Below are 11,603 nucleotides of genomic sequence, written 5' to 3'. Positions count from 1 at the left end.
ACAATCCCCCGTGTTCTGAAAACGTTTCAATACCAAACACGTTGAGCCTAGGAGCAATCGGGACGCGGCTCAATCGGGCACTTGCGCTGCTTGCAGATCACATTCGCGCGCGGTGCAATGCGCGCGCCATTGACTTGGCTGCGGTTATGCGCCCAACTCCATGCATTCGCATCTTTCTCGCCGGTGCACGACATCGGCAGTCCCTGGCAATGCAGGATCACGCCCATGATCGATCTCCACTACTGGTCCACGCCGAACGGTCACAAGATAACGATGTTCCTTGAGGAGACCGGATTGGAGTACAGGATTTTCCCGGTGAACATCGGCAAAGGCGATCAGTTCAAGCCGGACTTCCTGCAGATCGCGCCGAACAACCGCATCCCCGCAATTGTCGATCACGCGCCGAAGGGCGGTGGCAAGCCGCTACAGCTGTTCGAGTCCGGCGCGATCCTGCTTTATCTCGCCGAGAAGACCGGACAATTCCTGCCAGCCGATATTCATGGCCGCTATGACGTGATCCAGTGGACGTTCTGGCAGATGGGCGGGCTTGGGCCGATGGCCGGGCAGAACCATCACTTCCGCAACTACGCCGTCGAGAAGCTGCCTTACGCGATCGACCGCTACGTCAACGAGACCAACCGGCTCTACGGCGTGCTCAACAAGCGGCTGGCCGACCGCGAGTTCATCGCCGGCGACTATTCGATCGCCGACATGGCGAGCTACCCCTGGGTCGTGCCCTACAAGAACCAGGGCCAGGAGATCGACGATTTCCCGCATCTGAAGCGCTGGCTGGAGACGATCGGCAAGCGCCCGGCGACCGAGCGCGCCTATGCCAAGGCGAAGGAGGTCAATCCGAATTTCGGCCAGCCCGCGATCCGCACCGAGGAAGAGCGCAAGCTCTTGTTCGGGCAGACCGCCGCGGTGGTGCGGTAGAGACGCAACTCTCTCCCCGTCATTGCGAGGCGCGAAGCGACGAAGCAATCCATCTTTCCGCGTATGCGGATCGATGGATTGCTTCGCTTCGCTCGCAATGACGGTTGGCACGAGCGGAGCTCACGCCCCGACATATTTCGCCAGCCGCCGTTCCTTCCACGCCGCAAGCCCCTCGGCGAGATCGCGGCTCGGCACCAGCGCGGCGAACTGCTCGCTCTCGACCAAAAGGCCCTCGGCAATCGGCATGTTGAGCCCGCGCGTCACCGCGGTGATGGTGCCGGCGACGGCGCCGGGCGAATGCCTGATGATGCGGCCGGCGAGCTCGCGCGCGGCCGTCAGCAATTGATCGTGCGGCACGATCTGATTGACCAGCCCGATCTCGCGCGCATGCTCGGGCGGGAACGGATCGCCTGCGAGGAGCAGCTCCAGGGCGCGCTTGCGTCCGGCCAGCCGCGGCAGCCGCTGCGTGCCGCCGAAGGTCGGGGGCATGCCGAGCTTGATCTCGGGTTTTGCAAATAGCGCGCGGTCGCTGGCGATCGCAAGATGTACTGCTTCAGTGATCTCGCAGCCGCCGCCGAAGGCGAGCCCGTTGACCGCGGCGATCACGGGCTTCTTGAACGCCTCGAGCCGCGCGGTCATGGCTTGTCCCCGTCGGACGAAGTCGCGCACCGCAACGGCGGCTCCCCGTTTGACGCTGTCAGAGAATTCCTTGATGTCGGCGCCGGCCGAGAAGGCGCGCTCGCCGGCGCCGGTCAGGATCACCGCGCGCACGTCAGCGTCGCCCTCGATGCGGTCGAGTGCCGTCATCAGCTGATCGATCAGCCCGTAGTTCAGTGCGTTGAGCTGCTCGGGACGGTTCAGCGTGATCAGGGCGATCCCGGCGGTGATCTCAAGCAGGATGGGTTCGGGCATGGTGCGCTCTCCGGCATGGCTGTTTTGTGTCAGCGCCGAATGTAGAGCTAGCTGCAATTTGTGTATATTCACTGGTTAGTATACATACGCGCCATGCCCAGACCCTCCGAGCCCACCCGCGAGCGCATCGTCCAGGCGGCGAGCGCGCTGTTCTACAATGAAGGCATCCGCCGCGTCAGCGTCGACGAGGTCGCGGCCAAGGCCGGCCTCACCAAGCGCACGCTGTATTATCACTTCAAGAGCAAGGACGACCTTGTCGCCGCCTATCTCGCCGCGCGCGACCAGCCCAATCTCGCGCTGTTCCGCAAATGGTTCGCGGAGGCCGAGGGCGGCCTGGCGGCGAAGGTCGAGGCGATCTTCAAGAACCTCGCGCGCTCGGCTCGGCATCCGAAATGGAAAGGCTGCGGCTTCCTGCGCACCTCCGCCGAGCTCGCCAACATGCCCGGGCATCCTGCGATCCGGATCGGCGCCGCGCACAAGAAGAAGTTCGAGGACTGGCTGCGCACAGCCTTCGCGGAGCAGGGGATCGCCGATCCGCTCAAGCTGGCGCGGCAGATCCTGCTGCTGCTGGACGGCTCATTCGCCGTGGTGCTGCTGCACCGCGACGCGAGCTACATGGAGACCGCCGGCGAGGCCGCGCGCACGCTGATCGAGACGGCGCTGGCGAAGCCGGCGCGCAAACGGGGTTAGAGCGTGTACTCATCGAGGCCCGTCCGCTACGCTCTGAAAAGGCGAGATAGATCCGGACTGAAGTACGCCGGCCTTGGGCCAGACCCGTTCGCTATTGGCCCGCTCCACTCCCGGAAGCGGACTTCGGTGAACCGATCTGCAATATCGAAGGCCGGAGGAGACGGCGTTGGGCGGCATGGACGCCGCCCAACACGATTATGAATCTCACTTTGCTATTGCCGTCCTGGCGGCCTCGATTTTCGCCTTCACGGAATCGAGGTTGAAGCTCGCGCCCTTCTGCATCGGCGGAAACTCGACCGCGGTCATGGCCAGCTTCTCGACCTCCTGCTGAACGAACACGAAGCGCCAGAACTCATATTTGAACCAGTCGAAGTATTGTTGCGCGCCGTATTTGGTCCCGCTATCAGGCCAGCCCGTTCGCTCGAACGGATCCAGGCGAAGGTTGGTCAGGTAGGGCACGTCAACCTTGCTTTTTTCGCCCAGCCAGCCCCCGGGCTGGTCGATGAAACGATACTTGTAGTCGTCGATGCGCACAGCCCCGAGCTCGCTCTCACCGAAGTACCAGATTTCGTGCCGGTTCGACGGCCCCTTGCCGGTAATCATGTCCATCTGATTATAACCGTCCAGATGGCACTTGTAGGTACGGTCCCCGATGTGCTTCCCCTTCTTCAGTTCTTCGACAATGTTCGGGTTGCCGGCAGCGGCCAGCAAGGTCGGGAACCAGTCCAGCCCGGAAATGATGCCGTTTTCGATCTTGCCGGCCGGCACTTTGCCCGGCCAGCGGATCATCGCGGGCGCGCGAAAGCCGCCTTCCATGACCGTACCTTTGCTTTGCGCGAAAGGCGTCTGTCCGCCATCCGGCCACGTGAAGACCTCGGTGCCGTTATCAGTGGTGAAGATGACGATGGTGTTGTCATCCACGCGCATGTCCTTAAGTTTTTGCATTACGATGCCGACATCGTCGTCGAGCTGCGCCATGCCGGCTTCATGAATCGACCAACCGTTCTTGGAGTTGCGCATTGCCTGATACTTTGGCGACAAGTGCGTGACGATGTGCATGCGAGTTGGATTCAGCCACAAGAAGAACGGCTTGTTGTCGGCTTTAGCCTTTTCAATGAAACTCAACGCAAAGTCTCGAATTTCATCGTCCACAGTTTCCATCCGCTTGGGATAGAGCGTTCCGGCGTCCTCAATTCTTTGCTTGCCGACCTTGCCCCAGCGCGGATCCACGGTGGCATCGTCCACATTGGTTGCCCACGAATGGATCATGTTGCGCGGACCGACCGTGTTTAGCAGCTCCTGCGGATAAGCGGGGTGGGCCGGGTCTTCCATCGCGTCGAGATGATACAAATAGCCGAAGAACTCGTCGAAGCCGTGCACTGTCGGCAGAAACTCGTTCTTGTCGCCAAGGTGGTTCTTGCCGAATTGGCCGGTGGCATAGCCCATGCCTTTGAGCGCGGTGGCAATGGTCACGGCCTCCGCCGGCAAGCCTGTGGGGGCGCCAGCCTGACCGACCGTTGTCATGCCGGTGCGGATCGGCAGCTCGCCGGTGATGAAGTTGGCGCGGCCTGCGGTGCAACTTGCCTCGGCGTAATAATCGGTAAACAGCATGCCTTCTGCGGCGATCTTGTCGAGGTTCGGCGTCCGGCCGGCCATCATGCCACGATGGTAAGCACCGATATTCCAGATGCCGATATCGTCCCCCATGATGACGACGATATTGGGCCGCTGTCCGGCCGGCGCGGGCACCGGGGCCGGCGTTGGTTGCTGCGCTTGCGCTAAGCTTGTCGCCCCGACGGCAGAGAGTGCTGAAGCGGCGACGAGCGAACTACCGCTCAACAAGAGATCGCGGCGTTTCAATCTTACGCTGTTCGGCCCCGTATTCATCTCAGGCTTTTCCGGAATCGTATCGTTACTCATGACGTGATCCTCTTCATGGTGATGCACTTGAAGCCGACATAGCTTGCTGAGGTGTCGATCGGCTCGGCGTGACGCGCGGCCGGACGATGGCGGCGGCAGTAGCTCGGAGCGCAAAGATGCGAGCCGCCTTTAAGCATCTTGCGTGGAATCCTGAGGTTCGGCTGACGAGAGTCGTAGCTCCCGCCCTCGGACCGGCCGCGAGGATATTGCGGGATACAGCAGGCTTTCGGGGCGTCTGCGTCGTGCTTCTGGTGAATACCAATCGGTCGTCCATTCCCAGACGCTGCCGATTCACGAGGGCCGCAGCCATTGACCGGGAATGCGGTGGCGCGCGAGGTGCGTTCGAAGCCTCAGCCACCAGATTGGGTACGTCTGCCGCAACGCCAACGTCGTGCATGAGCTACTCGAAGTGAACGAGTTTCAAAGTTACGAGTGTCGCCCGGGCAAGAACCTCTCGGCAGCTTTCTAGCTCGCCGGTTGCTTCGGGAGGATTTAACGCCTTGGTCAGTCAAAAGACGATCGAGTATCCGAAGTGCGAGACCGACGACGCAGCATCTCGAACTGGCCAAGATAAGATGCTTCCAGCACCGCATCCTTCTCATATTGATCTAGATCAATCGAGCCAGGTCGCCTCTTCCTTGTCGAGAGCCCCTGACGACTATGCAAAAAGTGCCAAGGCTGTGGCGTCATGAACACAGCCTTTCAATAAAGGGCCGGCTGAACGCAAATATGCCGATTTCGCATGGACCAACGGTGGCGTCGGCTTATTCTTTCCGAGTTTCTACCCCGCCGGAGCGACGGTGGGATCGCGAGAGTCGGGGGATCGGCGATGGGGTACCTTGGACCGGGTTTGGGACGCAGATTTTTTTCGCAGTGGCATTTGAGTGTTGGAGCGCTTGCCGCTCTACTGGCGCTGTCCACCCAAGCGGCTCGCGCCGACGAAAACGGCATCAGCTTTTGGTTACCCGGATTTTTTGGCAGCCTCGCGGCTGTTCCTCAGCAGGCGCCGGGCTGGTCGGTGACCTCGGTTTATTATCACACCTCTGTTTCCGCCGGCGGCGACGTGGCGCGGTCGCGCGAAATCACGCTTGGTCGCTTTCCCGCGAATCTGACGGCCACCGTGAACGCGAACGTCAATGCGAATGTGAATCTTGGCCTTGTGGCCGGGACTTATACTTTTGCAACACCCGTGCTGGGCGGTCAGGCCTCTGCCAGCCTGCTGGCGACCTACGGCTCCAACTCCACGTCGCTGGCGGGATCGCTCGTTGGGACATTGACGGGACCGGGCGGCGGCACGTTCCCCTTCTCCCGGTTTGACAGCATCGACAGCTCGCTCATTGCATTCGGCGACCTGATCCCGCAGTTCGCGCTGCGCTGGAATGCCGGTGTCAACAATTACATGACGTACATTACCGCCGACCTTCCGGCCGGCGCCTACCAGTCGGGCCGCCTGGCGAATCTGGGGATTGGGCACTGGGCGGTCGACGCGGGCGGCGGCTACACCTATTTCGATCCAAAGACTGGGCATGAATTTTCGACGGTGCTGGGATTCACCTACAACTTCGTCAACCCCTCCACCCAATATCAAAGCGGCGTCGACATGCACCTCGACTGGGGCGCGTCGCAATTCCTGACCAAGCAGTGGCAGGTCGGTCTCGTCGGTTACCTCTATCAGCAACTCGGCTGCGACAGCGGCTCGGGCGATCGTGTCGGCTGCTTCCGGTCGCGCGTGGCCGGCGTCGGCCCGCAGGTCGGCTACATTTTCCCGGTCGGAGACATGCAGGGATATCTGAACCTGAAGGGCTACGGCGAATTCGCCAATGAAAATCGGCCAGCAGGCTGGAACGTCTGGCTGACGTTCAATCTTCAGCCCGCGGCGCCAACGCCGCCGACATCCACGCGGCCCAGAATCACGAAATAGCAGCGCGCATGATGCTGCCACCGGCGCCGTGCTGAAGGATCAATCTGGCGCGGCGGTAGCAACGCAATCAGCCAATGGACGCTCCGCGAGCGTGCGGACAACATGTCCGGGCATGCGGGACGATGGATTGCTTCGCCGACGCTCGCAATGACGATCAGAGCGCGCCGCGCTCGCGCAACAACGCCAGCACCGCGTTGAGGTCCGGCAGCACCGCTGCGCATTTTGCACGGGTCTCGTCGGTCGGCGGCGCCATATCCGGCACCATCAGCGTGATCGCGCCGGCGGCGTGGGCGGCGGCGACGCCGTGGTTGGAATCCTCCACCGCGATGCAGGACGCCGGCGTCACGCCGAGCCGCGCGGCTGCCCTGAGATAGAGCTCCGGATCCGGCTTGCCCTGCGCGACATCGTCAAGCGTCAGCAACGTGTCGAAGCGCGCGCGGATGCCGGCGAGCCCGAGATGGCGCTCGGCGGTGCGGCGGGACGACGAAGTCACGATCGCCATCGGGCAATCGGCGGCGGCGAGCCCGTCAAGCAGCGCCAGCGCGCCGCGCTTCAGCGGCAAGGCGGCTTCGAACATCCTATCGCGGTTGATGATGAAGGCGCGGTTGACCTCGGCGAGCGGAAACGCCGCGCCGTAATGATCGCGCAGCATCGCCTCGCAGGCCGGGCCGGGAAGGCCGACCATGGAGTGGCACAGCGCGACGACGTCGTCGGTGTAGCCGCATGCATTCAGCGCCGCGACCAGGCTGTCGAAATAGACCTTCTCGGTGTCGAGCAACGTGCCGTCCATGTCGAGCAGGACGGCGTCGACGGTCCAGCGTGCGTTCACGTGGCGCTCACCGCTGCTTGCTGTTCCGCGAGCTTGCGCAAGCATGCGGGGCACAGGCAGTCGCCGCCGTCGGTCGGCATCGGCAGGCGAAAACTCTCATCGGAGCACCAGCATGCTCCCGTGAGCGAGCAGGAAAATTCGCTGCCGCATGCCGTGCAGGCCAGCCGGCGCGGAGATCCTGGTTGGGAACGATCGTTTGACGGGAGGTCCATTCTAACCGCGATTTAATGCGCGAATTAATCTCGGGTTCATCCCGGACCGCGCTATGATGCCGTGCGACAGATATAGCCGGGATAGGCGGCCAAGGAAATCGTCAAGGAAATCGCCCGGGAATTCGTCGAGGAAATTCTGATGGCCCGTGATTCGCAAGCCGCGCTGGTTGCCCTCAACCGGTTTGGATTCGGCGCCCGCGGCGGGGCGGCCGGCGACTTCATCAATGCGGCCTCCGATCCGCGCGGTTTCGTGCTGGCGGAACTCGCGCGTCCGAACGGCGCGCTGCTCGAAGTGCCGGGCCTGCTCTCGACACCCGAACTCGGCAAGCAGGTGTTCGACTATCAGTTCGAGATCCAGCAGGCGCGCAACGCCGCGAAGGCCGCGCAGCAAGGCGCGAGCGAAACGCCGCCGCAAGGACCGGACGCCAAGCCACAGCCGCGGCGCAATCTGTCGCTGTCCTCCGCCGCCAAGGAGATCGCCGGGAAGGATTCGGCGATGCAGGCGCCTGACAACGCCAATGCGGCGATGACGCCGTCGGCTCCGATGCAGCCTCCGACGATGCAGCCGCAGGCCGGTTCCCCCAAGCCGCCGGCGCAACCGCTCAACATCATCCAGAAGACGTTCCGCGCCGAGGCGCTGGCGCGCCTGCAACGCGGCGTGGTCGCTGATTGCGGCTTTGTCGAGCGGCTCGTGGTGTTCTGGTCCAATCACTTCTGCATCTCCGCCAACAAGGGCGCGCTGGCGCGGATGTGGGCCGGCTCATTCGAGCGCGAGGCGATCCGTCCCCATGTGCTCGGCCGTTTCGGCGACATGCTGATGGCCGTCGAGCAGCACCCGGCGATGCTGTTCTTTCTCGACAACCAGCAATCGCTCGGCCCGGAGTCGCGCGCTGGCATCAACCGCAACCGCGGCCTGAACGAGAACCTCGCGCGCGAGATCATGGAGCTGCATACGCTCGGCGTCGGCGGCGGCTACGCCCAGGACGACGTGACGGCGCTGGCGCGAATCATCACCGGCTGGACCTTTGCCGGCCGCCGTGGCCAGCTCGGCACGCCCGGCAGCTTCGTGTTCAATGCCAATGCGCACCAGCCCGGACCGCAGCAGGTGCTCGGCAAGACCTACGCGCAGGTCGGCGTCGCGCAGGGTGAGGCGGTGCTGTTTGATATCGCGCGACATCCCTCGACCGCAAAATTCATCGCGACCAAATTCGCGCGCCACTTCGTCGCCGACGATCCGCCGCCGGCGCTGGTGGCGAGGCTGCAGGATACGTTCACGAAAACAGACGGCGATCTCAGGGCGCTGGCCACCGCGCTCGTTCGGTCCAGCGAGGCCTGGCAGCCGCCGCTGACGAAGATGCGTTCGCCTTACGAGTTCCTGGTCGCATCCGGCCGCCTGCTGGCGCGCAATCCCGAGGATCCGGGCCGCTATCTCAACGGCCTCAACGTGCTCGGCCAGCCCTTGTGGTCGCCGGCCGGGCCGAACGGATTTCCGGACACCGCCGCGGCCTGGGCTGCACCTGAAGGCGTCAAGCTCAGGCTCGACATTTCGGCGCAAGTCGCCTCCCAGCTCGCCGACCGGTTCGACCCGCGCGACCTGCTCGAGCTCATTGCCGCCGATGCAGCCTCGCCCGAGACGCGGCGCACCATCGAGCGCGCGGAATCGCGGCAGCAGGCGCTGGCGCTGCTGTTGATGTCGCCCGAGTTCCAGAGGAGATGACGATGGAATGCTCCGAGAGCCTGATGCTGCAGGCGACGTCGCGGCGCGCGCTGCTGCTCGGCGGCGCCTCGTTTGCGGCCTGGGCCTATTTGCCGAAATTCGCGCGCGCCGCCGATGGCCGCGATCCGCGCTTCGTCACCATCATCCTGCGCGGCGCGCTCGACGGCCTCGCCACGGTCGCCCCGGTCGGTGACCCTGACTATGCCGGCCTGCATGGCGCGATCGCACTGAGGGCCGATGGGCCGAACGCAGCGGTGATGCTCGATCCGTTTTTCGGCCTGCATCCAGCGATGCCGGAATTTTCGCGGATGTATCGCGCCAAGCAGGCTGCGGTGGTTCATGCAGTGGCAACCTCGTATCGCGATCGGTCGCATTTCGACGGCCAGGATGTGCTGGAAAGCGGCTTTCCCGGTCCGGGCCGCGTGCAGTCCGGCTGGCTCAACCGCGCGCTGGAGGCGCTGCCGAAAGGCGAGCGGGTGACGAGCGCGCTCGCGGTCGGCCCAACCACGCCGCTGGTGCTGCGCGGCGCGGCACCAACGGTCGGCTGGGCGCCGACCGCGCTGCCGCAGGCCGCCGACGACACCGCGATGCGGCTGCTCGATCTCTATCAGCACCGCGATCCGGCGCTGGCGAGCGCGCTGACGCAAGGCTTGCAGCTCGAGAAGCAGGCGCAGGGCGACGAAATGAAGCCGAAGCCCGGGGCGGGCGGCGTGGCGGCGATGCGCCTCGTGGCGCGCGGCGCCGCGAAATTGATGGCGGCCGATGACGGCCCGCGGATCGGCGCGCTCGCCTTCGACGGCTGGGATACCCATGCCAATGAAGGCGGGCCGGTCGGCCGCCTCGCGCAGCTGCTCGGCGGCCTCGACGGCGCGCTGGCGGAATTCCAGAGCGGCCTCGGCGCGCGCTGGCGCGACACCGTGATCGTGGTCGCCACCGAGTTCGGCCGCACCGCGCGCATCAACGGCACCGAGGGCACCGACCACGGCACCGGCACCGTCGCGCTGCTCGCCGGCGGCGCGGTGAATGGCGGCCGGATGATCACTGACTGGCCGGGCCTCAAGCCCGCCAATCTCTACCAGGCCCGAGACCTCGCCCCAACCACCGACCTGCGCGCCGTGATCAAGGGCGTGCTGCACGACCAGTTCGGCCTCGGCGAACGCGTGCTGGCCGACGCCGTGTTTCCGGACAGCGCCCCGGTGAAGCCGATGAAGGGGCTGGTGGTGTAAGCGCTAAGCTCCAACCACAACGTCGTCCCGGCCAAGCGAAGCGCGAGCCGGCAACTGTTATGTTGGTTTGGTCTGCAGGTACGGCTTTCGGTCTCGCATCATGGCATTGAGGACCGTGAGCAGCTTCCTGGCGACGGCGATGAGGGCGAGTTTGGCTGGTTTTCCGGCCTGTCGCAGTCGTGCATAGAAGGCCTTGAACGGATCAGCTCTGCGAACTGCGTTGAGGGCCGCCATATAAAGGGCGTCACGAACGCGCTTTCGGCCGCCCGCAATCTTGCGCTTGCCGCGGAAGGTGCCGCTGTCGACGTTGAAGGGAGCAAGGCCAGCGAGCGCTGCGAGTTGTTTCGGTCCGACCCGCCCGAGTTCCGGCATCTGCGCGATGAGCTGTATGCAGGCCACGGGACCCACGCCGGGCAGCGAACGCATTAACTTCGCATCGTCCGCGATCTGCGCTTCGGCTTTAATCAATGCGCTGATGTCGGCCTCGATCCCGGCGATCTCGCTGTCGAGGACCTCGATGAGGCGGCCAATGCGTTCGGCCATGGCGCGATCGTCGGCCTCGCTGCGCCGGTTCTTCTCCTGGGCGCGCATGAGGACCAGCTGATCCCGCCGTTTTGCAAGCCTCGCCAAGGCGCCCCGTGCAGGATCGGCGACCTGCTCGGGGGCGGGCTGCATGGCCCGGGCAAAGGCCGCCAGCATCCGCGCATCGATCGGATCGGTCTTGGCGAGCAGGCCGCTGGCCCGTGCAAAGTCGCGGGCACGGGCCGGGTTGATCCGTGCGAACTGGATCCCGGCCTGACGCAGCGCCTCGCGAAGCGCGAGGTCATAGATACCCGTCGCCTCGAAGACCACCAGCGCATCGCATTGCCAACGCGCCACCTGCTGTGTGATGGCCTGTGTCGCGTTGGCAATGCGCCTCGGCACGCCGTCAGCCTCATCAAAGATATCGAGGTGTTTTTTGGAGACGTCGATTCCGACGTAACGAAGAGCTATGATCACGGTGCCTGTCCCTGTGATGCGAGGTCTGTTGGCGCAGCCTCGTGCAACTGTTCAGGTTGATAGATGGAACGGGCGGGAGACCGAGCCGGCTCGCGGCGTCAAGCGCCAAGGACCCAACGGCTTCCCGCCCACCCACATCCTGACAGACTTCCAAGACACAGGGACCCATAACCACCGAACGCGGTTGCTTGAGAACGCTAGGGCCGCAGCATGGCGTCCAACTACGCCCTGTGGTTATGGGTCC

The 11,603-nt window shown here is 64.1% G+C and carries 10 protein-coding genes and 1 pseudogene; 5 read left to right on the top strand and 6 right to left on the bottom strand.

Annotation, left to right across the window (positions count from 1 at the left end):
• Window positions 1-47 precede the first annotated feature (47 nt).
• A complete protein-coding gene (locus tag ACE10X_RS37505; RefSeq protein ID WP_375763641.1) occupies window positions 48-227 on the bottom strand; it encodes a hypothetical protein in 180 nt (59 codons plus the stop codon).
• Between ACE10X_RS37505 and ACE10X_RS37500 the strand changes: the two genes are divergently transcribed.
• Window positions 226-933, top strand: a complete 708-nt coding sequence (locus tag ACE10X_RS37500; protein WP_375763640.1) for a glutathione binding-like protein — start codon at window positions 226-228, stop codon at window positions 931-933. The two genes, ACE10X_RS37505 and ACE10X_RS37500, sit on opposite strands and share 2 nt — an antisense overlap.
• A 120-nt stretch (window positions 934-1,053) precedes the next feature.
• Here ACE10X_RS37500 and ACE10X_RS37495 read toward each other — a convergent pair whose 3' ends face one another.
• Window positions 1,054-1,845 (bottom strand): crotonase/enoyl-CoA hydratase family protein, encoded by a 792-nt coding sequence (locus ACE10X_RS37495; RefSeq protein WP_375763639.1) that lies wholly within the window; start codon window positions 1,843-1,845, stop codon window positions 1,054-1,056.
• Window positions 1,846-1,938: 93 nt separating this feature from the next.
• Between ACE10X_RS37495 and ACE10X_RS37490 the strand changes: the two genes are divergently transcribed.
• A complete protein-coding gene (locus ACE10X_RS37490; RefSeq protein ID WP_375763638.1) occupies window positions 1,939-2,535 on the top strand; it encodes a TetR/AcrR family transcriptional regulator in 597 nt (198 codons plus the stop codon).
• A gap of 204 nt (window positions 2,536-2,739) precedes the next feature.
• Here ACE10X_RS37490 and ACE10X_RS37485 read toward each other — a convergent pair whose 3' ends face one another.
• Window positions 2,740-4,455 (bottom strand): arylsulfatase, encoded by a 1,716-nt coding sequence (locus ACE10X_RS37485; RefSeq protein ID WP_375763637.1) that lies wholly within the window; start codon window positions 4,453-4,455, stop codon window positions 2,740-2,742.
• Window positions 4,452-4,805 (bottom strand): annotated as a pseudogene (locus ACE10X_RS37480) (formylglycine-generating enzyme family protein); the annotation flags it as partial. The pseudogene ACE10X_RS37480 and the gene ACE10X_RS37485, both read right to left, overlap by 4 nt.
• A gap of 479 nt (window positions 4,806-5,284) precedes the next feature.
• On the opposite strand from ACE10X_RS37480, the gene ACE10X_RS37475 reads away from it, so the two are divergent.
• Entirely contained in the window at window positions 5,285-6,376 is a 1,092-nt protein-coding gene (locus ACE10X_RS37475) for a transporter (protein ID WP_244435661.1), read from the top strand.
• A gap of 154 nt (window positions 6,377-6,530) precedes the next feature.
• Here the strand turns inward: ACE10X_RS37475 and ACE10X_RS37470 are convergent, their stop codons facing one another.
• Entirely contained in the window at window positions 6,531-7,205 is a 675-nt protein-coding gene (locus tag ACE10X_RS37470) for an HAD family hydrolase (RefSeq protein WP_375763636.1), read from the bottom strand.
• 351 nt (window positions 7,206-7,556) lie between these two features.
• On the opposite strand from ACE10X_RS37470, the gene ACE10X_RS37465 reads away from it, so the two are divergent.
• Both ACE10X_RS37465 and ACE10X_RS37460 read left to right on the top strand, forming a co-directional pair.
• Complete coding sequence (locus ACE10X_RS37465) at window positions 7,557-9,134, top strand: DUF1800 family protein (protein WP_375763635.1); 1,578 nt, start codon at window positions 7,557-7,559, stop codon at window positions 9,132-9,134.
• Window positions 9,131-10,360 carry a DUF1501 domain-containing protein gene (locus ACE10X_RS37460; protein ID WP_375763634.1) on the top strand — a complete coding sequence of 410 codons (1,230 nt, stop codon included), beginning with the start codon at window positions 9,131-9,133 and terminating at the stop codon, window positions 10,358-10,360. Before ACE10X_RS37465 ends, ACE10X_RS37460 begins: the two co-directional genes overlap by 4 nt.
• A gap of 57 nt (window positions 10,361-10,417) precedes the next feature.
• Here ACE10X_RS37460 and ACE10X_RS37455 read toward each other — a convergent pair whose 3' ends face one another.
• Window positions 10,418-11,359 (bottom strand): IS110 family transposase, encoded by a 942-nt coding sequence (locus ACE10X_RS37455; RefSeq protein WP_304557332.1) that lies wholly within the window; start codon window positions 11,357-11,359, stop codon window positions 10,418-10,420.
• Window positions 11,360-11,603 lie beyond the last annotated feature (244 nt).

This window comes from Bradyrhizobium sp. Pha-3 (assembly GCF_042258325.1).
GTDB classification, from domain to species: domain Bacteria; phylum Pseudomonadota; class Alphaproteobacteria; order Rhizobiales; family Xanthobacteraceae; genus Bradyrhizobium; species Bradyrhizobium elkanii.
This window is presented reverse-complemented; position numbering and strand designations above follow the sequence as displayed.